The sequence below is a fragment of the Nocardioides luteus genome (assembly GCF_015752315.1).
Taxonomy (GTDB): domain Bacteria; phylum Actinomycetota; class Actinomycetes; order Propionibacteriales; family Nocardioidaceae; genus Nocardioides.
In genome coordinates, this window is record NZ_JADOVJ010000001.1 from 475,899 (window position 1) to 497,043 (window position 21,145).

The following is a 21,145-nucleotide window of genomic DNA, read 5'->3' on the forward strand; positions in this document are numbered from 1 at the left end:
TGCGTAGTTCCGCCGATGAGCGTGCGGGAAACGCAGAGCAACGAGACAGCGCGGCGAAATGACAACCGGCTCCGACCGATAACTGCTGGTCGGAGCCGGTTGTTGCTTGTGGGCAGGGGCGGGGTCGAACCGCCGACCTATCACTTTTCAGGCGATCGCTCGTACCAACTGAGCTACCTGCCCAAGCGAGGTGAAACATTACCGGAAACGACCGCGACGTTCCGAATCGGGACCCGCGGACGGACGTACGGCCTCGCTTTGGCGGCCCCGGACGCAGGCCTCTAGGATGTCCCGGCAGGCCCCCTTCGTCTAGCGGCCCAGGACCCCGCCCTTTCACGGCGGTAGCGCCGGTTCGAATCCGGTAGGGGGTACACAGTCTTTCCACGGTTCGAGTCTGGATCTCGCGCCGCACCGCCGGCATCCGCACGGATACTCATATCGAAGGCGTACGCCGCGAGGTTGGTGCCACACTTCGGACTGTGAGTGCGTGGACGTCGCCGGCGGCGATCGAGGTCGAGAGCAGGCTCTTCCGGGCTCTCGCGGTGCTGCGCGTGGTCGTGCTCGTCAACGCCGTCGGGCTGACGATCTACCGGGCCGGCAACTTCGTCTCGCCCGTGGCCGCGCTGGTCTGCGCGCTCGTGATGATCGGCTGGACCGCCTTCGTCGTCTGGGCGTACGCAGCACCGAGCCGCCGCACGGCGGTGCTCGTCGGCGCCGACCTGGCGATCGCGCTCGGGCTCCTGCTCGTGACCCCGCTGGTGAAGAGCCCGGGGTTCCAGGCGAGCGTGCCGGGGTTCTGGGTGAGCGGCGCGCTGCTCGCGTGCGCGATCCACTATCGCTGGATCGGCGGTCTGCTGGCCGGCGTCGCGCTGGCGGCCGTCGACCTCGGCCTCCGTCAGGAGATCGACCAGTCGATCTACGGCAACGCGTTCCTGCTGGTCATCGGCGGCCCGGTGGTCGGCTACATGTGCGAGTCGGTGCAGCGGATGGCGCGCGAGCGCGACGAGGCGCAGCGCGCGGCGGCGCGGGCGGAGGAGCGGGCGCGGCTCGCCCGGGCGGTCCACGACGGGGTGCTCCAGGTCCTCGCCCTCGTCCAGCGTCGCGGTGGCGAGCTGGGCGGTGATGCCGCCGAGCTGGGCAGGCTGGCGGGGGAGCAGGAGCGAGAGCTCCGAACGCTGATCCGCGGTGAGCAGCCCGGCCGCGGGCCGGCGGTCGGGATGACCGATCTGGCAGCTGCTCTGGCGGAGCTCGAGACCGGCACCGTGACCGTGTCCGGACCCGCGACCGCCGTCGAGATGCCCGCCCATCCTGCCGAGGAGATCGTCGCCGCGACCCGTGCGGCCCTGGACAACGTACGCCGTCATGTCGGGGAGGACGCCCGTGCCTGGGTGCTCCTGCAGGCCTTTCCCGACCATGTCGAGGTCTCGGTGCGCGACGAGGGGCCGGGAATCCCCGACGGTCGTGTCGCGGAGGCGGAGCAGGACGGAAGGCTCGGCATCGTCGGTTCGATCCGTGGCCGGATCCTCGATCTCGGGGGCACGGCCGAACTCATCACTGGAAGGACGGGAACGGAATGGGAACTGACAGTGCCGCGAGGGTGATGGTCGTCGACGACCACCCGATGTGGCGTGACGCGGTCGAGCGCGACCTGGCCACCGCCGGGTTCGAGGTCGTCGCCACCGCCAGCACCGGCCGTGAGGCGATCACCCGGTTCGCCGCGACCCGGCCGGAGGTCGTGGTGCTCGACCTGCAGATCCCCGAGCCCGACGGCGTCCAGGTCACCACCGAGGTGATCGCGCTCCATCCGGCGACCAAGGTCCTCATCCTCTCCGCCTCGGGCGAGCAGAACGACGTCCTCGCCGCGGTCAAGGCCGGCGCGACGGGCTATCTGGTCAAGTCGGCCTCGCGCGAGGAGCTCCTGGATGCGGTGGAGCGCGTCGCCGCCGGCGACCCGGTCTTCACCCCCGGCCTCGCCGGGCTGGTCCTGGGCGAGTTCCAGCACAGCGCCGCCACCGAGGTGCGCGGCGACAAGCCGACCCTCACCGACCGCGAGACCGAGATCCTCAAGCTCGTCGCCAAGGGCCTGAGCTATCGCCAGATCGCCGACCGGCTCGTCCTCTCCCACCGCACGGTCCAGAACCACGTACAGAACACCCTGCGCAAGCTGCAGATGCACAACCGGGTCGAGCTCACCCGCTACGCGATCGAGCAGGGCCTCGACGGCGACGACTGACGTGTCCGCCGCCCGGCATGGGGGAGAATCCAGGAGTGGTCTCGCTTCTCTATCTTCACGGTGTCGGCAACGGTGACCCGCGCGACGCCTGGCGCCGGGCGCTGGACAAGGCGCTCCAGGACGTCGGCTACCCCGGGCTCGACGGGGTCGAGGTCATCGCGCCGAAGTATCCCGACGTGCTCCGCACCGACGACGGCGACCGGACCATCAAGCTCCCGCCCATCACGGCCCCGAGGCTGAGCGCCGAGGAGCAGCGGATCGTACGCCGCCGGGTCGAGCGCGCGACCGCCGAGCTCGAGACGATCCTCGGCGAGCCGGTGCCCGCCTCGCCGGTCGGGGTCACCGACTCGTTCGCGCCGATCGTGCTGCGGGTGCTCCGCCAGGCCCACAACTACGTGACCAAGCCCGGGATCCGGGCCCGTACACTGCGGATGGTCCTCGACGAGCTTCCCGAGCAGGGGGAGATCGTCATCGTCGGGCACAGCCTCGGCTCGATCATCGCCATCGACCTGCTCCGCCGGCTCCCGCCGAAGCTGACGGTCACCGGCCTGGTGACGATCGGCAGCCCGGCCGCCCACCCCAACCTCCACGAGGACTCCGACCGGCTGGAGATGAAGGCGCCGGTCGACCACGTCGGCTGGTGGGTCAACGTGTGGAGCAACGGCGACGCGGTCACCGGCCTGCGCGGCATCTGGCGCCACTTTCCGTGGGCGCTCGACCTCCAGGTCGGCCTCGGCCTCGACCACCGCACCACGACCTACCTCCGCTCCAAGCCGGTCGCCACCGCGATCGGCCGCGGCCTGTTCGGCTCCCTGGGCAAGGAGATCGCCGTCGTCGAGGGCACCCCCGACGTCGCCCTGAACTCCCTCGAGGTGCGCCTGGCGCTGTGGCTCGCCTACGCCCAGTTCGTCCGCGACCACCTCAAGGGCGCCACCCAGGAGCGCTTCGGCGCTGCCCTCCGCGTCGTCCAGCACGAGGTGCTCGAGCGCCTCATCGAGAACTACCGGACCGATGACGTACGCATCCCGCAGCAGCTCCTCGACCTGCGCGTCTCGCCGGACGCTCCCAGTGACCAGAGTCTGCCCCGGCCCAAGCCGCTGACCCAGCTCTCCAAGGAGGAGGCCGTCCTCGCCCTGGTGGCGCTGGCGACCGCCAACCCGGTGCGGCCCTACGAGATCGACGTCCCCGACGACGTACGTCGCCAGGCGTTCCACGACCTGACGGTCTGGATGGGGCTCGGCGGCGGGCTCGGCGAGAACCTGCACATCGCCATGCAGTCGGCGTCCAAGGCCGTCTACCCGGTCGATCAGTGGAAGCTGTGGGTCGGCATCGGGATCGGTGCGGCCGTGCTGGTCGCCGGACCGATCGGGCTCGCCCTGGCCGCACCCGCCGGGCTGGCCGGGGGAGCGGCGATCGTCGGTGCGCTCTCCGCCTTCGGGCCCGGCGGGATGGTCGGCGGGCTCGTCACCGCCGGTGCGATCACCACCACCGGTGCCGGCACCATCGCCGCGACCCTCGTCTCCAGCTCGTCCACCGCCGAGGACGTCGAGGTCACCGTCATCCAGCTCCTCACCGCGGCGATCCTGCGTTCCCGCGAAGGCCTCGAGCAGGACCTCGGCGTGTGGCTCGCCATGTCGGAGATCCAGCGCCAGACCGGGCGCGAGGTCGCCCGGCTCGCGGCCTACAGCGACGAGAAGGCCCCCGGGGTCGAGGCCCTCCGACGCAAGGCCCGCGCGGCCGAACGGGCGATGGCGTACATGGTCAAGAACCGTCTCGTGGAGGGCCTCACCGACGAGGAACCGAAGGGCGAGGAGCCCTTCGAGGAGTAGGACGCGTCCCCGATTGTGAATCCCCCGCACCCATGGGCTATGTTTTTCCCGTTGCCGCAGAGAGCGGAAACAACAAGGCCCTGTAGCGCAGTTGGTTAGCGCGCCGCCCTGTCACGGCGGAGGTCGCGAGTTCAAGTCTCGTCAGGGTCGCAAGAGTCGAAGGCGGCGTGTGACTTCCAAAGGGAAGTCCACGTCGCCTCTTGCATTTCATGGCGGCCTCCGGCCGCGGCGGGGGATATCCCCCGCACCCCCTTAGTTGCTCGGGGTCGGTCGTTCGCCAGCTGGTCGAGCCGCCGGAGCCGCTAGGCGGAGGCGTGTCGAGACCAACACGGTTGCCGGGAGCTCGATCGGCTGTGGGTGTTTTGTTCCTCTGGGTGTGGCTGGAGGGTCTTGTTTCGGTTGCTGTGACTTGTGAGTCGGGTGTTGTTCCCGGACGGCATGACACGCCGGGCTGTGGCGAGCGCGAGGGGCCTCGAGCGTGGGAGGGTGGTCGTCCTGCTTCGGTAGGAGTCTCGGGCCAGAGATCCCCCGATCTCACCCCCCCGGCTCGGGCCGTTCGACCCTGTGGGATATAAGCCGATTTAGCGGTAACGTGCGGGCTGCTGTCCTCTCGTGAGAGGATTCTGCCGCTTGTGTCGACGTCGCAGCTCGGCATGGCACGGGGGAACGACTAAGACGTTCGGTATTCAGGAGGCAACACCACCATGTCGTCGTACTACCCGCATCGGCCGCCCCATGCGGCGAGTGCGGACGAGCTTGCGTCACGGATGCAGACGAACGGTGCCTACCGCACCCCCGCCGCGCCGCAGCAGCAGCCCTCCGCCCTCGGGTGGGACCAGCGTCCGCAGCAGTCTCAGGCCCAGCCCCAGTACCAGGAGCCGGCGATCCAGCAGCCGGCCGTGATGGCGCAGACCACCGGTACCCACTGGCCGCAGTTCGTCAACAACAACCGCCTCGTCGGTGCCCTCGTCGCCGGCTTCGGCGCCACCCAGCTGGCCACGATGTTCGGCTACTGGATCTACGGCCTCGGCATCATGGAGGGCCCGCTGGACTTCGCGTTCTTCAACGGCGTCATCCTGACCCCGAACGCGACCGCCAACGAGGCCGGCTTCGCCGTCTCGCAGTGGTTCGCCGGTATGGGCTTCCACTACTTCAACGGCATGGTCTTCGCGCTCGCCTACGCGCTGGTGATCTTCCCGTGGCTCGGCAAGACCCACACCACCTCGAGCAACCTCGCGCGTTCGCTCGGCATGGGCATGTTCCTCGCCACCGCGTCCTGCGGCTGGTGGATCCCCGCCCTGCACCCGGAGGACGTCATCGGCATCGACCCGGGCTTCTTCTCGATCAACCTCGGATGGGGCACCGTCCTGGGTGTCTACCTGTGGCACGTCGTCTGGGCCGTCGCCCTCGGCCTGTTCTTCAACCCGCAGGACTGATCCACGACCAACAAGAGAGCCCCAGCCGAAAGGCTGGGGCTCTCGCCATGTGCGACCGCTACATCCAACCAGCGCTGGAGCGCCCCTCGTCTGGACGCAGCGCAGTGAGGAGCGAAGCGACGAACGGAGCGGAGGAAGACGAGGGTCAAGCGGAAGCGCTGCGCGAATTGCGAAGCAATCGCAGACTATTCAGGCCAGGCGTCGAAGACTTGGCCACCGTTGGTGGTGAGGTGGTTGTGCAGCTGCTCGCCGGCGGCGGCGTCACGGAGCGTACGCAGCACGAGGCGGCGCCGGTCGGACGGGTTCGCCGTCGGCGGTCCGGGAGTCAGCGCCATGGTCTCGGTGACCCGCTCGGCGAGCAGGCGCAGGTGGCTGCGCTCACCGCCGGCGTAGATGACGTGGGTGTGCTCGAGCGGGGAGGCCCAGAGGATGTTGCCCTCGACGACGATCAGGCGCGACTCGGTGGCCATCACCTTCATCTCGACGTCGGTCATGTTCTGGATCATGTCGGCCCCGGCGAGGATCGACTCGCCCTCGTGCAGGAAGGCGGGGAGCGCGTGGGCGAGGTTGGCCTCGACCAGCGCGGCCTCCTCGCGGGCACGCTGCTGGGCTCCCTGCTGACCGCCGTAGGCACTGCCGACGGCGCGTTGGGCGCCCGTGTTCGGTGCCTGGCCGTAGGCACCGGTGTTGGTGCCGTACGGGCCCTGGTTGGGGTAGTAGGAGCCGGTGTTCGGGTAGGCAGAGCCCGGGGGCGGGTAGGACCCCGGAGCCGGAGCCACGCCGTAGCTGTTGGGGGCGGGCTGGCCGTAGGCGTTGGGGGTGCCGTACTCGCCACCCCAGCTGGCGTCGACGTTCAGCTGCGCGCCGGCGGCCCGGGCGGCGTAGTCGAGGGTCGGGAAGAAGTCGTGGAAGGCGTCCTTGTCCCGGATCTTCATCGTCGTGGAGTAGGACGAGCCGGGCACGAGAGCCTCGATGATGAAGTCGCCCAAGCTGGGCGGCGGCGGGACACCGATGAAGGTGACCACGGCCAGGTTGACCGAGAAGACGCGCTCGTGGAACTCGAACATCACCCGGCGGTCGGTCAGGAACGCGTGACCCGAGGCATTTCCCTCATGAGGGAACTTGACCGCGACCCGCACCCACTGGACCTCGCCCGGCTGGAGAAGGGACTTCACCAGCAGCCAGTCGCGGGTCTCCGAGGCGATGGCTCGGCTGTTGGGATCATGCGCCATCCGTCGGTGGAAGTCCTCCACGGGTCGGTGGCCCACGGTGATGGACGCCGAGGCCCTTCTCATTGAGCGCATGGTCGCAAACCCTAGCCCTTCCTCCCTCTAGTGTGGACAGTTTGTACCAGCAGGGTCGCGATGTTGTGGAATCCCCTGATGTAGATGACACCTCAACTCTGCGTGACCGACCCAAGCACCTACCTATTGACAGAAAACTGACAGGCCATCCGACCACCCTCTTTGGTGGGCATCCCTGACGACGGGGATCAGCGAGGGGATGGGACTGAGATGACTGTTTCGCCTGTGGCAACGGCAAGAGAGACGACCGGTGTGCACTGGAGCGAGCTGCCGTGTGCGATCGAGGACGGCGACCTGTGGTTCGCCGCGACCAGCGCCGACGCCGACCGGGCCAAGGAGCTGTGTCGTACGTGTCCGCTGCAGCGTTCCTGCCTGCAGGGTGCGATCGCCCGGCAGGAGCCGCACGGGGTGTGGGGCGGCGAGGTCTTCTACGAGGGGATCGTGGTCGCCCGCAAGCGCACCCGTGGCCGTCCGCGCAACGGAGAGCTCCACCAGCGGGACCTGGAGCGCCAGGCTCGTGCAAACCTTCGGAAAAATACTCCGGAAGCAGTTGCGTAGCCGTATCTGTCACCCGGCAGAATAGCTTCTGTGGGGATTGAGATAAGCCCAGAGCGCTTCGACGCACTCGTGGACCAGGCGCTCGACGCCATCCCGGACGAGCTGGCCGCCCAGGTGCACAACCTCGTCGTGCTCGTCGAGGAGTGGCCGCCCGAGAGCGAGCCGCAGGACACCCTCGGGCTCTACGATGGAGTGGCACTGACCGATCGCAACGACCTCTACGGTCTCACCCTGCCCGACCGCATCTTCATCTTCCGTCAGCCGCTCCAGCAGATGTGCGTCGACGAGGCCGACCTGGCCGCCGAGATCCGCATCACCGTGATCCACGAGATCGCCCACCACTTCGGCATCGACGACGAGAAGCTCCACCAATTGGGCTGGGCTTAGATCGCCGACCCGGCCACCCAGCCGAGGCTGACAGCAGCGGTCCCGACCGCGAGGGAGACCAGGACGTTCAGGGCGGCTGATCGCCACTGTCCGTTCTCGGCCAGGCGGACGGTCTCGTAGGAGAAGGTCGAGAACGTGGTCAGCGCCCCGCAGAACCCGGTGCCGGCCAGGGTGAGCACCCACGCAGGGAGTACGCCGCCCGCGGCTGCCCCGGCCAGCAGGCCGAGCACGAAGGAGCCGACAGCGTTGACCGCCATCGTCCCCCACGGGAAGTCCGACCCGGTCCACCGGCGGACGTAGAGGTCGGTCAGATAGCGGGCCGGTGCCCCGATCGCGCCCCCGAGCAGGACGAGCACCGCGCTCATCGGCCCTCCCTGCGCGCGGGGTCGGGGTCGAGGTCGGGGTCGACGCCTCCGGCCACGACCTCGCCACCGCTGTCGAGCACGACGACCCGGCCGAGCGTCAGCCCGAGCCAGGCGGCGCCGATCCCGGCGACCACCGAGACGAGCAGGTAGAGCATCGCGAGCGCGGGCGCATGCCCGCCCAGGACGTACGTCTCCAGCTCGTAGGTCGAGAACGTGGTGTAGCCGCCGAGGACGCCGACGCCGAGGAACGGGCGCAGGTGGCGGGTGTGAGACCACGGGCCCAGGACGAACGCCATCAGCGCGCCCAGCAGCAGACAGCCGGACACGTTCGCGAGGAGGGTCGCCCACGGCCAGCCGTGGTCACCGTGGGGGAGGGCGGTCGCGAGCCCCCAGCGGGCCAGCGAGCCGAGCGCTCCGCCGGCGGCGATGGGGGCGAGCAGGTCGCCATGCTCACGCAGCACGCGGACAGCGTACGGGTTCTAGAACCGGGGACCGGCCATCTGAGCCGCGCTCCACCGGGTGGGGCGGCCGCCGGCGGCCTGGGTGAGGTATTCGCCGAGGAACCAGCGCTGGAAGGCGACCTGCTCGGGGGAGCGGGCCAGGACGAGCAGCCGCTCCTGGCGGCAGAACTCGTCGATGAGGTCGAGCATGTCGAGGAAGCGGCGCATCGTCTCGGCGGCGGACCGCGGCATGCGTACGTGCAGGTCGGCCGTCTCCCGATGGCTGCCCGACTCCTGTCCGATCACCCCGGAGAGCTGGCCGTGGCCGAGGCCGTCGAGGAGCTGGCGCTCCAGCGAGCCGAACAGGGCCGAGAGGCTGGCGGCGAGCGGGTAGTCGTTGGCGTGGGCGAGCGAGAGGAGGCGTACCTCGCGGCGCAGCTCGCGGAAGTGGTGCTGGAAGCCCCGGTAGAGGGCGAGAGGTACGCCGAGGATGCTGACCTGGACGGTCTCGGAGCCGAGGCGCTCGGGCTTCGGCGGTGCGCCGGCGGGGCCGGTGATCACGCCTTCGACCCCGTCGCCCTCGCTGATCTCGGTCGCCGGGGTGAACCAGACGGTCTTGCCGGCGGCATCGATGTCGGCGCCCCAGGCGTCGGAGACGCTGGCCACGATGGAGAGGCCGCGGCCGACCGTCAGCAGCACCTCGTCCTCGTCGTCGAGGGCGAGCGGGACCGGGAGCAGCGGTGGCTCGGTGGAGGCGTCGCGGATCTCCACCCGGGGGTGGTCGACCGTGCCGCGCATCCGGATCGTGACCGGCGCGGTGCCGTGGAAGAGCGCGTTGGAGACCAGCTCGGAGACACCGAACTCGGCGCAGTCGACGAGGTCGGTGCGCTCGATCTCCTCACAGGCCGCCCGGACCCAGGCGCGGGCGTCCTGAACGGCACGGGAACCGGGGCGGAGCAGGAGAGCTGGCCGGCTCAACGGCATGTTCTCCTCCTCCGATCTCGCGGGTCGGCATACCACGATGGCGTTGTGTGCGGTTCGTTGCAAGAATTTTCCGCACTTGAAGGTGTCTGATCCGGGCCATGGACGACTAGGGCACAAGGTCCCGGTCATCCTCACAGATTAAAGTCGGCGGGTTTCGAGTCGGTAACGGACACGCGGCGGGAATGCATGCTCATCGGCCGTCTGGCAACTGTGACGAAGTAGTCGTGCCCGGGAATGAACAGATCCGCCGCGATGGTTCAGAATATGGGTGGAACGTTCAAAAGGTCTCGTTTGAGGTAGGGGATTAGGCAATGTCAGCGGACCAGGCAAAGCACCGGGTCGTCATCATCGGTTCAGGCTTCGGGGGACTCTTCTCCGCGAAGGCGTTCAAGGGCCGCGACGACGTCGAGGTGACCTTGATCGCGAAGACGACCCATCACCTGTTCCAGCCGCTGCTCTACCAGGTGGCGACCGGGATCCTGTCGCAGGGCGAGATCGCTCCGCCGACCCGCGACATCCTGCACCGGCAGAAGAACGCCCGTGTGCTGCTGGGTGAGGTCAGCGAGATCGACACCGAGGGCAAGACGGTCAAGGCGAGCATCCTCAACCAGGAGATCGACGTTCCCTACGACTCGCTGATCGTCGCCGCCGGCGCCGGCCAGTCCTACTTCGGCAACGACCACTTCGCCGAGTTCGCGCCCGGCATGAAGTCGATCGACGACGCGCTCGAGCTGCGTGGCCGCATCTTCGGTGCCTTCGAGATCGCCGAGCTGACCGCCTCGCGCGGCGAGCCGATCGGCGACCTGCTCACCTTCGTCGTCGTGGGCGCCGGTCCGACCGGTGTGGAGATGGCCGGCCAGATCGCCGAGCTGTCCCGCCGGGTGCTGAAGAAGGACTTCACCCACATCCAGTCCGAGAAGGCCCGGGTGGTCCTGGTCGACGCCGCGCCGCAGGTGCTCCCGCCGTTCGGCGAGAAGCTGGGTGCCAAGGCCGAGAAGGCCCTGGAGAAGGCCGGTGTCGAGGTCGTCCTCGGCGCGATGGTCACCCACGTCGACGAGTTCGGCATCGAGATGAAGTTCAAGGACGGCCGCACCGAGCGGATCGGGTCGATCGCGAAGATCTGGGCCGCCGGCGTGCAGGCCTCCCCGCTGGGCAAGACGCTCTCCGAGCAGACCGGTGCTGAGCTCGACCGTGCCGGCCGGATCGCGGTCAACCCCGACCTGACCCTGCCGGGCCACCCCGAGATCTTCGTGGTCGGCGACATGATCAGCCTCGACCACCTGCCCGGTGTCGCGCAGGTTGCGATCCAGGGTGGCAAGCACTCCGCCAAGACCATCAAGGCCCGCCTGAAGAACAAGCCGGAGCCCGGCAACTTCAAGTACTTCGACAAGGGCTCGATGGCCACCATCTCCCGCTTCAACGCGGTCCTGATGATGGGCAGCTTCAAGCTCTCCGGCGTCCTGGCCTGGTTCGGCTGGCTGCTGGTCCACCTGGCCTACATGACCGGGTTCCGCAACCGGCTCACCGCGACCCTGCACTGGATGATGTCGTTCATCGGCAAGGACCGCTCCGAGCGCACCACCACCATGCAGCAGATCTTCGCCCGCGAGGCGCTCGAACGCGTCCCGGGCGGCATGGCCGCGCTCATCGACGACCCGGCCGAGGTCGCTCTGCAGGTCGAGCGTCGCCGCAAGGAGCTCGAGGACCACGCTGCCGAGGAGTCGCGTCTCGCCGACTCCCACAGCGCCTCGTAGGTTCACCTGCTTCCTGACCGGCCCGCCGCAGACGATGTCTGCGGCGGGCCGGTGTCATTTCCGCGATCCAAGATCCCTGCTTGCTATTGTTTGCGGACACGGTGTCTCATTAATCTGTTGATGACACCCAACGGAGGAGGACGACGTGGCCGAGACGACCAAACGGCTGGTGGAGACCACCGACGGGCTGACGCTCGCGGTCTACGAGCGGGGGCCGGCCGATGCCGAGACCGTGGTGCTCGTCCACGGCTACCCCGACAACCACTCCGTCTGGGACGGGGTCGCGGAGGTGCTCGCCGAGCGCTTCCACGTCGTCGCCTATGACGTACGCGGCACGGGGGAGTCGGGGGTTCCCGACTCGACCGCCGGCTACCGCCTGGCGCAGCTCTCCGCCGACTTCAAGGCGGTCATCGACGCCGTCTCGCCCGATCGGCCGGTGCACGTCGCCGCGCATGACTGGGGCTCGATCCAGACCTGGGAGTCGGTGACCGACCCGGCCCTGAGCAGCCGGATCGCGACGTACGTCTCGATCTCGGGGCCCGACCTCGGGATGGCGACGACGTGGTTGCGCGAGCGGACCCATCTGGGGAGCTCGGTGCGGCAGCTCGCCCACTCCTGGTACGTCTTCGTCTTCCAGCTGCCGCTGCTCCCCGAGGCGATGGTGCGCTCGGGGCTGCTCGCCCGGTTCGTCGGTGGCGGGTCGCGACCGACCAAGGACCAGATCAACGGGGTCGAGCTCTACCGGGCCAACTTCGTGCGCAAGCTGCTCCGCCCGGAGCCGCGGCCGACCGACGTGCCGGTGCTGGTGATCGCCCCGCGCGGCGACGACTACGTGACGGTGCCGCTGCAGACCGAGGCGCCCCGGGCGTACGTGTCGTCCCTGGTCACACAGGTCATCGAGGGCGGACACTGGGTGGTGGCGACAGAACCCGAGCTGGTCGCGGGCGAGATCGTGGCCTTCATCGAGAAGGAGGACCGATGAGCAAGCAGACGAAGGAAGCCAAGCGCGGGCACGAGCCTGCCAAGGTGGCCCTCCACCCGCGGAACGTGAAGTTCGACTGGAGCCGGCTGCCCCTGGTCTGGATCCCGGGCGAGGCCTTCGCCTCCCACTACATCAGCGTGCTGCACCTGCTCCTGCCCGAGGGCGAGCGGTGGTTCGTGAAGGTGTTCTCCGAGATCCTGCCGCTGATCGAGGACGACCAGTTGCGCGAGGACGTGATCGGCTTCATCGGCCAGGAGGGCGTGCACGCCGCCGCCCACCAGGAGGTGCAGGACTACTTCAACGACAACGGGCTCGACGTACGTCCGTTCGCGGCCGAGATCGAGGCGCTGTTCCGCAAGATCCTGGGCGACCGCGACCTGACCGGCCGGGCCAAGGAGGAGTGGCTGATCGAGCGCGCCGCGATCATCGCCGGCCTCGAGCACCTCACCGCCGTGCTCGGCAACTGGGTGCTCAACTCGCCCGCCCTCGACGAGGCCGGTGCCGACGAGACGATGCTCGATCTGCTGCGCTGGCACGGCGCCGAGGAGGTCGAGCACCGCAATGTGGCGTACGACGTCTTCCAGCATGTCGACGGGCGCTACCTGCGTCGCGTCCGCTCCTACCTGCTCGGCGGCACCGCGCTGCTCCTGCTGTGGTGGCGCGGCGCGGGATACCTGATGAGGAACGACCCGACCGAGCCCGATCCGGCCGAGCGGCCGAAGGCGAGTCTGCTCAAGCTGATCGACGCCGAGCGTCGCGGGCTGGCGCCCGGGATCGTGCGTATCGGGTGGGCGACCTGGAAGTTCTTCCTGCCCGCCTACGACCCGTCCAAGGAGGGTTCGACCGCTCAGGCGGTGAGCTACCTGGCCAAGTCGCCGGCGGCCCTGCGCGCCGACGCCATCGCGGAGCAGCACAGCGCGGAGGGCAAGTGACCAACCCTGCTCACTACAGCGTCCCGGACATCCCGGACTCGAAGCTCTACCGGGGCTTCGAGGCGATCGTCGGCGGCTACTGGACCAAGGCCGCCTACCGCTCCTGGCGGCGACGTCGGCCGCTCGGGCGGATCGACCGGGATCTGCGTGTACGCATCAGCCGGATCGACGAGGAGGGCCTCGACGTCAAGGCGATCTGGTTCGAGCGGGAGGGCGGCGGCGACCTGCCGGCCTGGGACCCGGGCGCCCACGTCGACGTGGTGCTGCCCAGCGGGCGGCTGCGGCAGTACTCGCTCAACTCCGACCCCGACGACCTCTCCGCCTACCGGATCAGCGTGCGCCGGATCGAGCCGACCGCGGGCGGTGGCGGTGGGTCGGTCGAGGCCCACTTCCTCTCCGTCGGTGACCGGCTCGTCCTGAAGGGGCCGCGCAACGCCTTCCCGTTCGTCGACTCGCCCGCTGGCTACCTCTTCGTCGCCGGCGGTATCGGGATCACCCCGATCCTGCCGATGCTGCGCGACGTGGTCCGGCGGGGCGTGCCGTACGAGTTCGTCTACACCGGGCGCTCGCGCGAGACCATGCCGTTCCTGGAGGAGATCCGGGAGATCGTCGGCGACCACGAGATCCAGCTGTGGCCCGACGACGAGATGGGAGTCCCCGACGCGGCCAAGATCATCTCGATGGCGCCCGAGGGCGCGGCGCTCTACTGCTGCGGGCCGATGCCGATGATCGACGCGATCCGCGCCCAGATCCCCGACCCGCTGATCGACACGCTCCACTACGAGCGGTTCTCGCCGCCGCCGGTGCTCGGCGGCCGCCCGTTCCGGGTACGCCTCGGCGACTCCGACGTCGAGGTGGAGGTGGGCGCCGAGGAGTCGGCGTTGACCGCCGTCCGCCGGGTGCGGCCGGCCCAGGCGTACTCGTGCCAGCAGGGCTTCTGCGGCACCTGCCGGGTCCGGGTCCTGGAGGGCGAGGTCGAGCACCGGGATCATGTGCTGACCGACTACGAGCGTGACGGCCACATGATGCTGTGCGTCTCGCGGGCCAAGGGGACCGTCGTGATCGACGGCTGATCTCCGGCTGCTCGATAACGGTTTGCCCGGCGGGCCGTGGCCCTGATGTCCTGTGCCTCATGACTGCCCTCGCCGTTCCGTCCATCGATCTCTACGACTCGTGGGCGGCGTGCGTCGCCGAGTTCGGCGGGGCTCACATCGACGGCGCCGGCATCCCCGACGAGGAGGCCGCCGACGTGAGCCGGGAGGCGTGCGAGCGGCTGGTCGCGAAGGCCGCGCGGGAGCGCGACCTCACGGTCCCGCCGCTCGCCGGGCGGGTGCACGCCTCGTCGTTCTGGATCACCGAGGGCGCCGAGGTGGTCGGGTTCGTCCAGCTGCGGCACGCGCTCAACGAGTTCCTCGAGAACGTCGGTGGCCACATCGGCTACTCGGTGCGCTCCTCGGCCCGCCGCCGGGGTCACGCCGCGCGGGCCCTCGGGCTGGTCCTCGACGAGGCTCGCCGGCTCGGCCTGGAGCGGGTCCTGCTCACCTGCGACGACGACAACACGGCCTCCGCGCGGACCATCGAGTCCCAGGGCGGGGAGCTCCAGGACGTCATCGACGCGGCTGCATACGGCTACGGGCTCACCCGGCGTTACTGGATCAAGCTGTGAATGAGGAAGGCGTTGCCACCGAGGTCGAGCTCGAGTGGGCGCTGGCCGGTGACTCCGCTGCGCCCGCCGAGCTGGTCGAGGAGGTGCTGAGCGGTCTGCGCACCACGGGGCGTACGCCCGAGGTGGGTGTCGACGTGCTGCGGGCGGCGGCCTTCCGCTTGGTCTCAGAGGACCGGCTCGACGAGGTCGGCCGGGGCTGGCTGGAACTCCTCGACGCGGTCCGGGCGCACCCGGACGCCCGGCTGGCCGACCTGCCTCCGGCGCGCACCGACTGACGTCTCAGCCGGAGCCCGTCAGCTGGACAGGGAGCGGCGGCGGCTGGCCAGGCTGGAGAGTCCCTGGGCGGCGGCGCGGACCAGAGTCACATGGGCCTCGGGCCGGAAGCGGCCCACGGGTCCGGTGATGCTGATCGCCGCCAGGGCCTTGTCGCCACCGTCGGTGAGGACCGGGGCGGCGACACACTGCAGTCCGACGGCCGACTCCTCGCGCTCGAAGGCCACGCCGTTCTCGAGCGCGGCGGTGAGCTGCCGCTCGAGCAGACCGGGGGCGACGATCGTGTGCGGCGTACGCCGCTCGAGGGGGCTGCTGAGGACCTCCTGCTGCACCTCCGGGTCCGAGAAGGCCAGCAGGATCTTGCCGATCGCGGTGCAGTGGACGGGCATCCGCCCGCCCGGCCGGGAGGGGGTCTTGGCCTGGCGGTGGCCGCCGATCTTGGCGACGTAGACGACGTCGTGGCCCTCGCGTACACCCAGGTGGACGGTCTCGTGGGTGCGCTCGTAGAGGTCCTGGAGGAAGGGCATCGCCAGCTCCAGGAGCGAGCGCTCGACCGAGGCACGCATGCCGAGCTCGAAGAGGCCACCGGAGAGGCGGTAGCCGAGGTTGGTGCGGTCCAGAAGCCGGTTGGTGACCAGGTCGCCGGCGACGCGATGGACGGTCGCCTTCGGGAGTCCGGTGCGGCGGACGAGCTCGGCCAGGGAGAGCACCTGGTCGTCGACGGTGAAGGCGCGCAGGATGGTCACCGCCTTGCCGAGCACGGTGTCGAGATCGGCAGGCTCGTGTGGCATGGGATCACCGTACCGGTCAGCGGGACGCCGGGACCGCTGGTTCGGCCCATCTGCTGAGACCGTGGTCGCATGAACGAAGTGACCTCCCCGGCCGATCTTTCCGGTGGCGTCGTCGGCGATGCTGCCGTCGCGGCCGCCGCCGACCGGCTGCTGACCGCGGCCGCCACCGGCACCCCCGTGCCGCCGATGCGGGACCTGCTCGAACCGACCGATCTGGCGGCTGCGTACGCGATCCAGGAGCGGCTCACCGCCGCCCGCGTCGCCGGCGGTGCCACCATCGTGGGCCGCAAGATCGGGCTCACCTCGAAGGCGGTGCAGGAGCAGATCGGCGTGGACACCCCGGACTTCGGTGTGCTCTTCGACGACATGGCGTACGCCGACGGGGACACGCTCCCCGCCGACGCGATCCTGCAGCCGCGGGCCGAGGCCGAGATCGCGTTCGTCCTCGCGGGCGACCTGGCCGACGGCGATCTCTCCTACGACCAGGTCCGGGAGGCCATCGACTACGCCGTCGCGGCCATCGAGATCTGCGGCAGCCGGATCGCGGACTGGAAGATCGCCTTCGGCGACACCGTCGCGGACAACGCCTCCGCCGGCGCCTATGTCCTCGGGAGCGAGCGCCGGCGGCTCGACGAGTTCGAGCCCCGCGAGGTCACCATGTCGATGTCGATCGACGACGAGGAGGTCTCGACCGGCACCGGTGCGGCCTGCCTGGGCGACCCCGTCAACGCGGTCCAGTGGCTGGCCCGCTACGCCCGCGACTTCGGCGAGCCGCTGCGTGCCGGCCAGCTGATCCTCTCCGGCGCGCTCGGCCCGATGCGGCCGATCGCCGCCGGCAACACCGTTCGTTCCACCGTGTCGGGCCTCGGCTCGGTGGCCTTCAGCGTAGGGAAGTGACTCCATGGACAAGGTGGAAGTGGCGATCATCGGGTCGGGCAACATCGGCACCGACCTGATGATCAAGGTGATGCGTACGTCGCAGCACCTGGAGATGGGCGCGATGGTCGGGATCGACCCGGCCTCCGACGGTCTGGCTCGTGCGGCCAAGTTCGGCTTCGCGACGACGTCGGACGGCGTCGAGGGGCTGATCGGGCTGCCGGAGTTCGGCGACATCGACATCGTCTTCGACGCGACCTCGGCCAAGGCGCACGTCGCCAACGCGGCCGCTCTGGAGCCCTACGGCAAGCGGCTGATCGACCTCACGCCCGCGGCGATCGGGCCGTACGTCATCCCGGCCGTCAACATCGACGAGCACATCGACGCCCCGAACGTGAACATGGTGACCTGCGGTGGCCAGGCCACGATCCCGATCGTCGCCGCGGTCGCGCGGGTCGTCCCGGTCGCCTACGGCGAGATCGTCGCCTCGATCTCGTCGCGCTCCGCCGGTCCCGGCACCCGGGCCAACATCGACGAGTTCACCGAGACCACCTCGGGCGCGATCGTGCAGGTCGGCGGTGCCAAGCGCGGCAAGGCGATCATCATCCTCAACCCCGCCGAGCCGCCGCTGATCATGCGCGACACGGTCTATGCGCTGGTCGAGGGCGGGTCCCGGTCGCTGGAGGAGCTCACCGCGGAGATCACCGAGTCGGTGGAGAAGATGGTCGGCGACGTCGCTGCGTACGTCCCCGGCTACCGCCTCAAGCAGAAGGTGCAGGTCCATCCGATTCCTGAGGACCAGCCGGTGGAGACGCTGCTCGCCTCGCCCGACGAGGCCCGGCCCACGCATCAGGTCTCGGTGTTTCTCGAGGTCGAGGGCGCCGCGCACTACCTCCCGGCGTACGCGGGGAACCTCGACATCATGACCTCGGCCGCGCTGCAGATGGCCGACCGGATCGCTTCGTCCAAGGAGGCCGCGCGATGAGCACGCCCATCTATGTCCAAGAGGTCTCGCTGCGCGACGGCATGCACGCCGTACGCCACCGGATCACGCCCGAGGACGTCAAGCGGATCGTCATCGCCGCCGACGAGGCCGGCGTCGACGCCATCGAGGTCGCCCATGGCGACGGCCTGACCGGTGGGTCGGTCAACTACGGTCCCGGCTCCAACTCCGACTGGGAGTGGATCGAGGCGGCCGCCTCGGTCATCAAGAACGCCCGGCTGACCACCCTCTTGCTCCCCGGCGTCGGCACGATCCACGACCTGAAGCGGGCCTATGAGCTGGGCGTGCGGTCGGTGCGGGTCGCGACCCACTGCACCGAGGCCGACGTCTCGGCCCAGCACATCGCCGCCGCCCGCGAGATGGGGATGGACGTCTCCGGCTTCCTGATGCTCTCGCACATGGCCCCGCCCGAGCAGCTCGCCGAGCAGGCCAAGCTGATGGAGTCCTACGGCGCCCACTGCGTCTACATCACCGACTCCGGCGGCCGGCTGACGATGAACGACGTCCGTGACCGCGCCCGTGCCTACCGCGACGTGCTGAACGACGAGACCGAGATCGGCATCCACGCCCACGAGAACCTGTCGCTGTCGGTGGCCAACTCCGTCGTCGCGGTCGAGAACGGCGTCTACCGGGTGGATGCGTCCTTGGCCGGTCACGGTGCCGGCGCCGGCAACTGCCCGATCGAGGCGTTCATCGCGGTCGCCAACCTGTCGGACTTCAAGCACAACTGCGACCTGTTCAAGCTCCAGGACGCCGCCGACGACATCGTCCGCCCGCTCCAGGACCGCCCCGTCCGCGTCGACCGGGAGACCCTCACCATGGGCTACGCCGGCGTCTACTCGTCCTTCCTCCGCCACGCCGAGAACGCCTCCGCCCGCTACGGCGTCGACACCCGCGACATCCTCATGGAGTGCGGCCGTCGCGGTCTCGTGGGTGGCCAGGAGGACATGATCGTCGACATCTGCCTCACCAAGCTCGCCGAGCGCGAGGCCGCCGGCGCCTGACCTGGCTGTTCAACTCGAAGGTCGCAGTCACATGATGGCTGCGACCTTCGGGCTTGTCTTCGGGTCAGGCGGCGGGCACGGCGAGCGCGGAGGCAAGCGCTTCTGTCAGAGACTTGGCGCAATTGGGCGCATACGTTGCTGCCCAACCACCTGCGCGCTCGATGAATTCGGAGAGCCGAACGTCCGCCGCGTCGAGTGCGGCCTTGAGCTCGCGCTCGCTGGTCTGTATCTGAGCGGTGATGTCATCGCCTTCATCACCATCGTCCTGCACAACCGTCGCAACGCCGTGTTCGAGAGTAACCCCAATGCTTGGATCATGACCGAGCCATACCCCGCTATTGGCGGTGAGAGAGTCGCGCAGTTCGTGGCGCTCATCGATGCTCAAGCAACAACCGGGCACGATGGTCGTTGCGCCGTATGTAAATCGCGGACCGCCCCATCCTAGGGGCCGCGTTGGGTCCTGGGGCGAAGGATCGAGAGCACGCTCAAGATAGTCCGTGATGGTCTGCGCAGGTTTGAGGTTCTCGTCGAGGTAGAACCAGTGGAGTACCGCGTGGACTGCCGAGCCGATCTCGCGATCGCTGCACTCGCGGCTGAGGGCGACATGCGTGAACTTGTTGCTTCCAAGGACTGGCCAGAGTGAAAAGCCGATCTCGTCGGCTGTTTCGATCACGATGTCGACTCGCAGGCGTTGTGGAGTCACGACAAGGAGGTTATGACCGCATCGGGGCACGGTCATGCGGTTATCGGGAAATCGCGATACCGTTGCATTATCGGGTTTTCCCGATACGCTCCTCCTATCGGAAAATAGCGATAGGAGGAGCGAGCGAGATGAGTAGTGCGCGACTGCGGGCGCCCGCCGACTTCGGCCTGGCGATTCAGCAGGCAAGGCTGGCCGGCGGCATGACGCAGACGGATCTGGCGGCTGCGGTGGGCGTGCCACAGAGCACGGTCAGCGACGTCGAATCAGGCAAGTCGACGATCTACATGCGCCGTCTCCTCGACATGATGCGCGCAACCGGAGTCGAGCTCACTGCCACGTGGGAGGACGAGCGCGATGCGGCTCGCGGTTGAGCTCTACGGCACGATCGTCGGCGAGCTGATCGGCCAGCCTGCGACGTACGACTTCGTCCCGAGCAATGACGGAGTCGAGCGCTTCGGGGCGAACAGCTCCGTGCTCTCGGTGGCCGTTCCCCTCGTCGCCGTGTCGCGCAAGCATCAGGCCTCGCGGCGCCGCAACTGGTTCGCCGAGCTGCTACCCGAGGGGGACCAGTACGACTACATGCTGCGGCAGGCGGGGCTGCGGCGTGGGGACACCCTGGGGTTCCTCGCTCGCTACGGTCGTGATGTCGCAGGAGCGCTCCAGATCTGGGATCTCGATGACCCGACAGAGCCGAAGACGCCGTCGCTCCGACCTGTCGACGATGCCGGAGTCCGGCAACTGCTCGAGGATCCGGTCGGTGCGCCGCTGGCCAACGAGTCGTTGCTCGGGAAGTCGTCTCTCGCGGGTGTTCAGCCGAAGGTCGTTCTCGTTCGTCAGGACGGCGGGTGGGCGCGGGCACTGGGCGGTCATCCGACGAGCCACATTCTCAAGCCGCAGTTGGAACGGCGTCCGAGTGTGATCTTCGACGAGGAGTACGGCGCCCGGATCTCGCGAGCGCTCGGGCTGGCCAGTCACGACACCTGGATCGACGACTTCGATGGTCTGCCCACACTGGTCATCGAGCGCTTCGATCGCTCGGCCGCCGGACGGATTCACCAGGAGGATTTCAGTCAGGTTCTGGGAGCCTCGGGAGATCAGAAGTATCAGGAGTACGGCGGTCTGGTGAGCCTGCGTCGCATCGCCGATACGCTCCAGCGGACTACGCGCACGGCTGACATTGTGACCCTTGCGCGGATGGTCGTGCTCGCGGTCGCCGTCGGCAACCTCGACATGCACGCGAAGAACCTTGGCATCCTCCATCCGTTCGATGACGAACCCCGCCTCGCGCCCGCATACGACGTCGTACCTCAAGCCCACATCCCCGATATCGACGGGAAGATGGCTCTCGCCGTCAATGGGACATACCGCCACGCCGGTCTCACCACGGCTGATCTGGTCGCCGAGATCACGAAGTGGGGCGTACGTCGTGCCGACTCGATCGTGGCCGACTGCCTTGCGGACATCGCGGAGGTGGTGAGCAAAGAGGATCCGCTGGAGGGCGCCCACCCGAGGCTCCAGCAAGACATCTCGACCTTCGTACGGAATCTCCGCAACGACGACCCCGTTGGTCGACCCGGGAGTTCTGGGGTCTCTGGGTGACTCCACCGCTCCCGCGTTGGGCGAGC

General features: G+C 68.9%; 23 protein-coding genes and 3 tRNA genes. 19 read left to right on the top strand and 7 right to left on the bottom strand.

The features are described from left to right. Nucleotides 1-109: 109 nt before the first annotated feature. Nucleotides 110-183 (bottom strand) — tRNA-Phe (locus tag HD557_RS02190). Nucleotides 184-298: 115 nt separating this feature from the next. Here HD557_RS02190 and HD557_RS02195 point away from each other — a divergent pair. The 6 genes from HD557_RS02195 (at nt 299) to HD557_RS02220 (ending at nt 5,498) form a co-directional block, all read left to right on the top strand. Then, nucleotides 299-371 (top strand) — tRNA-Glu (locus tag HD557_RS02195). 108 nt (nt 372-479) lie between these two features. Then, the gene (gene macS / locus HD557_RS02200) at nt 480-1,601 is read left to right on the top strand and encodes a MacS family sensor histidine kinase (protein WP_307785523.1); all 1,122 of its coding nucleotides are present in this window, start codon (nt 480-482) and stop codon (nt 1,599-1,601) included. Next, nucleotides 1,574-2,233 (top strand): response regulator, encoded by a 660-nt coding sequence (locus HD557_RS02205; RefSeq protein WP_008360571.1) that lies wholly within the window; start codon nt 1,574-1,576, stop codon nt 2,231-2,233. The genes macS and HD557_RS02205 overlap by 28 nt, the downstream gene beginning before the upstream one ends. 35 nt (nt 2,234-2,268) lie before the next feature. Then, nucleotides 2,269-4,062 (top strand): PGAP1-like alpha/beta domain-containing protein, encoded by a 1,794-nt coding sequence (locus tag HD557_RS02210; protein ID WP_050800888.1) that lies wholly within the window; start codon nt 2,269-2,271, stop codon nt 4,060-4,062. A 76-nt stretch (nt 4,063-4,138) separates the two neighbouring features. Then, nucleotides 4,139-4,212, top strand: a tRNA-Asp gene (locus tag HD557_RS02215). 617 nt (nt 4,213-4,829) lie between these two features. Continuing rightward, nucleotides 4,830-5,498, top strand: a complete 669-nt coding sequence (locus HD557_RS02220) for a hypothetical protein (protein ID WP_040755889.1) — start codon at nt 4,830-4,832, stop codon at nt 5,496-5,498. A 185-nt stretch (nt 5,499-5,683) separates the two neighbouring features. Here the strand turns inward: HD557_RS02220 and HD557_RS02225 are convergent, their stop codons facing one another. Then, nucleotides 5,684-6,730 (bottom strand): hypothetical protein, encoded by a 1,047-nt coding sequence (locus tag HD557_RS02225; RefSeq protein ID WP_196872683.1) that lies wholly within the window; start codon nt 6,728-6,730, stop codon nt 5,684-5,686. A 297-nt stretch (nt 6,731-7,027) separates the two neighbouring features. On the opposite strand from HD557_RS02225, the gene HD557_RS02230 reads away from it, so the two are divergent. Together HD557_RS02230 and HD557_RS02235 are read left to right on the top strand one after the other, a co-directional pair. Continuing rightward, entirely contained in the window at nt 7,028-7,360 is a 333-nt protein-coding gene (locus HD557_RS02230; protein ID WP_307785524.1) for a WhiB family transcriptional regulator, read from the top strand. Between the two features lie 30 nt (nt 7,361-7,390). Further along, the gene (locus HD557_RS02235) at nt 7,391-7,747 is read left to right on the top strand and encodes a metallopeptidase family protein (RefSeq protein ID WP_008360579.1); all 357 of its coding nucleotides are present in this window, start codon (nt 7,391-7,393) and stop codon (nt 7,745-7,747) included. Here HD557_RS02235 and crcB read toward each other — a convergent pair. Genes crcB through HD557_RS02250 form a run of 3 tightly spaced genes read right to left on the bottom strand, consistent with a single transcriptional unit; the run spans nt 7,744 to nt 9,536 of the window. Beyond that, nucleotides 7,744-8,112: a fluoride efflux transporter CrcB gene (crcB, locus tag HD557_RS02240; protein ID WP_196872685.1), complete on the bottom strand. Its 369-nt coding sequence runs from the start codon at nt 8,110-8,112 to the stop codon at nt 7,744-7,746. The two genes, HD557_RS02235 and crcB, sit on opposite strands and share 4 nt — an antisense overlap. Continuing rightward, nucleotides 8,109-8,573 carry a fluoride efflux transporter FluC gene (locus HD557_RS02245; RefSeq protein WP_008360583.1) on the bottom strand — a complete coding sequence of 155 codons (465 nt, stop codon included), beginning with the start codon at nt 8,571-8,573 and terminating at the stop codon, nt 8,109-8,111. The genes crcB and HD557_RS02245 overlap by 4 nt, the downstream gene beginning before the upstream one ends. 18 nt (nt 8,574-8,591) lie before the next feature. Beyond that, the gene (locus HD557_RS02250; RefSeq protein WP_008360586.1) at nt 8,592-9,536 is read right to left on the bottom strand and encodes an ATP-binding protein; all 945 of its coding nucleotides are present in this window, start codon (nt 9,534-9,536) and stop codon (nt 8,592-8,594) included. Nucleotides 9,537-9,847: 311 nt separating this feature from the next. Between HD557_RS02250 and HD557_RS02255 the strand changes: the two genes are divergently transcribed. From HD557_RS02255 to HD557_RS02280, 6 genes are all read left to right on the top strand, one after another. After that, nucleotides 9,848-11,290 carry an NAD(P)/FAD-dependent oxidoreductase gene (locus HD557_RS02255; RefSeq protein ID WP_008360588.1) on the top strand — a complete coding sequence of 481 codons (1,443 nt, stop codon included), beginning with the start codon at nt 9,848-9,850 and terminating at the stop codon, nt 11,288-11,290. A gap of 145 nt (nt 11,291-11,435) precedes the next feature. Beyond that, complete coding sequence (locus tag HD557_RS02260; RefSeq protein ID WP_196872686.1) at nt 11,436-12,272, top strand: alpha/beta fold hydrolase; 837 nt, start codon at nt 11,436-11,438, stop codon at nt 12,270-12,272. Beyond that, nucleotides 12,269-13,204 (top strand): metal-dependent hydrolase, encoded by a 936-nt coding sequence (locus HD557_RS02265; RefSeq protein WP_196872687.1) that lies wholly within the window; start codon nt 12,269-12,271, stop codon nt 13,202-13,204. The genes HD557_RS02260 and HD557_RS02265 overlap by 4 nt, the downstream gene beginning before the upstream one ends. Then, nucleotides 13,201-14,277: a PDR/VanB family oxidoreductase gene (locus HD557_RS28880; RefSeq protein ID WP_196872688.1), complete on the top strand. Its 1,077-nt coding sequence runs from the start codon at nt 13,201-13,203 to the stop codon at nt 14,275-14,277. Before HD557_RS02265 ends, HD557_RS28880 begins: the two co-directional genes overlap by 4 nt. A gap of 59 nt (nt 14,278-14,336) precedes the next feature. Next, nucleotides 14,337-14,870: a GNAT family N-acetyltransferase gene (locus HD557_RS02275; RefSeq protein ID WP_196872689.1), complete on the top strand. Its 534-nt coding sequence runs from the start codon at nt 14,337-14,339 to the stop codon at nt 14,868-14,870. Next, complete coding sequence (locus HD557_RS02280; protein WP_196872690.1) at nt 14,867-15,145, top strand: hypothetical protein; 279 nt, start codon at nt 14,867-14,869, stop codon at nt 15,143-15,145. The genes HD557_RS02275 and HD557_RS02280 overlap by 4 nt, the downstream gene beginning before the upstream one ends. An 18-nt stretch (nt 15,146-15,163) precedes the next feature. On the opposite strand, the gene HD557_RS02285 is transcribed toward HD557_RS02280, so the two are convergent. Next, nucleotides 15,164-15,934, bottom strand: coding sequence for an IclR family transcriptional regulator (locus HD557_RS02285; protein ID WP_196872691.1), 771 nt, complete (start codon nt 15,932-15,934; stop codon nt 15,164-15,166). A 69-nt stretch (nt 15,935-16,003) separates the two neighbouring features. On the opposite strand from HD557_RS02285, the gene HD557_RS02290 reads away from it, so the two are divergent. The 3 genes from HD557_RS02290 to dmpG are packed head-to-tail and all read left to right on the top strand — an operon-like array spanning nt 16,004 to nt 18,817. Further along, nucleotides 16,004-16,831 carry a 2-keto-4-pentenoate hydratase gene (locus HD557_RS02290; RefSeq protein WP_008360597.1) on the top strand — a complete coding sequence of 276 codons (828 nt, stop codon included), beginning with the start codon at nt 16,004-16,006 and terminating at the stop codon, nt 16,829-16,831. A 4-nt stretch (nt 16,832-16,835) separates the two neighbouring features. Then, nucleotides 16,836-17,795: an acetaldehyde dehydrogenase (acetylating) gene (locus HD557_RS02295; protein ID WP_196872692.1), complete on the top strand. Its 960-nt coding sequence runs from the start codon at nt 16,836-16,838 to the stop codon at nt 17,793-17,795. Then, entirely contained in the window at nt 17,792-18,817 is a 1,026-nt protein-coding gene (gene dmpG / locus HD557_RS02300) for a 4-hydroxy-2-oxovalerate aldolase (RefSeq protein ID WP_008360599.1), read from the top strand. Before HD557_RS02295 ends, dmpG begins: the two co-directional genes overlap by 4 nt. A gap of 64 nt (nt 18,818-18,881) precedes the next feature. Here the strand turns inward: dmpG and HD557_RS02305 are convergent, their stop codons facing one another. Next, nucleotides 18,882-19,520 (bottom strand): hypothetical protein, encoded by a 639-nt coding sequence (locus HD557_RS02305; RefSeq protein WP_196872693.1) that lies wholly within the window; start codon nt 19,518-19,520, stop codon nt 18,882-18,884. Nucleotides 19,521-19,648: 128 nt separating this feature from the next. Here HD557_RS02305 and HD557_RS02310 point away from each other — a divergent pair, with 128 nt between their 5' ends. Together HD557_RS02310 and HD557_RS02315 are read left to right on the top strand one after the other, a co-directional pair. Next, nucleotides 19,649-19,891 carry a helix-turn-helix domain-containing protein gene (locus HD557_RS02310; RefSeq protein WP_008360601.1) on the top strand — a complete coding sequence of 81 codons (243 nt, stop codon included), beginning with the start codon at nt 19,649-19,651 and terminating at the stop codon, nt 19,889-19,891. Beyond that, complete coding sequence (locus HD557_RS02315) at nt 19,875-21,119, top strand: type II toxin-antitoxin system HipA family toxin (protein ID WP_196872694.1); 1,245 nt, start codon at nt 19,875-19,877, stop codon at nt 21,117-21,119. Before HD557_RS02310 ends, HD557_RS02315 begins: the two co-directional genes overlap by 17 nt. The last annotated feature ends 26 nt before the right edge of the window (nt 21,120-21,145 follow it).

Excerpts from the sequence above, each read along its gene's own strand:
- HD557_RS02205 (WP_008360571.1), top strand. The coding sequence starts at position 1,574 with ATGGGAACTGACAGTGCCGCGAGGGTGATGGTCGTCGACGACCACCCG.
- HD557_RS02220 (WP_040755889.1), top strand. The coding sequence starts at position 4,830 with ATGCAGACGAACGGTGCCTACCGCACCCCCGCCGCGCCGCAGCAGCAG.
- HD557_RS02225 (WP_196872683.1), bottom strand. The coding sequence starts at position 6,730 with ATGGCGCATGATCCCAACAGCCGAGCCATCGCCTCGGAGACCCGCGAC.
- crcB (WP_196872685.1), bottom strand. The coding sequence starts at position 8,112 with ATGAGCGCGGTGCTCGTCCTGCTCGGGGGCGCGATCGGGGCACCGGCC.
- HD557_RS02250 (WP_008360586.1), bottom strand. The coding sequence starts at position 9,536 with ATGCCGTTGAGCCGGCCAGCTCTCCTGCTCCGCCCCGGTTCCCGTGCC.
- HD557_RS02255 (WP_008360588.1), top strand. The coding sequence starts at position 9,848 with ATGTCAGCGGACCAGGCAAAGCACCGGGTCGTCATCATCGGTTCAGGC.
- HD557_RS02265 (WP_196872687.1), top strand. The coding sequence starts at position 12,269 with ATGAGCAAGCAGACGAAGGAAGCCAAGCGCGGGCACGAGCCTGCCAAG.
- HD557_RS02275 (WP_196872689.1), top strand. The coding sequence starts at position 14,337 with ATGACTGCCCTCGCCGTTCCGTCCATCGATCTCTACGACTCGTGGGCG.
- HD557_RS02285 (WP_196872691.1), bottom strand. The coding sequence starts at position 15,934 with ATGCCACACGAGCCTGCCGATCTCGACACCGTGCTCGGCAAGGCGGTG.
- HD557_RS02290 (WP_008360597.1), top strand. The coding sequence starts at position 16,004 with ATGAACGAAGTGACCTCCCCGGCCGATCTTTCCGGTGGCGTCGTCGGC.
- HD557_RS02295 (WP_196872692.1), top strand. The coding sequence starts at position 16,836 with ATGGACAAGGTGGAAGTGGCGATCATCGGGTCGGGCAACATCGGCACC.
- dmpG (WP_008360599.1), top strand. The coding sequence starts at position 17,792 with ATGAGCACGCCCATCTATGTCCAAGAGGTCTCGCTGCGCGACGGCATG.
- HD557_RS02310 (WP_008360601.1), top strand. The coding sequence starts at position 19,649 with ATGAGTAGTGCGCGACTGCGGGCGCCCGCCGACTTCGGCCTGGCGATT.
- HD557_RS02315 (WP_196872694.1), top strand. The coding sequence starts at position 19,875 with ATGCGGCTCGCGGTTGAGCTCTACGGCACGATCGTCGGCGAGCTGATC.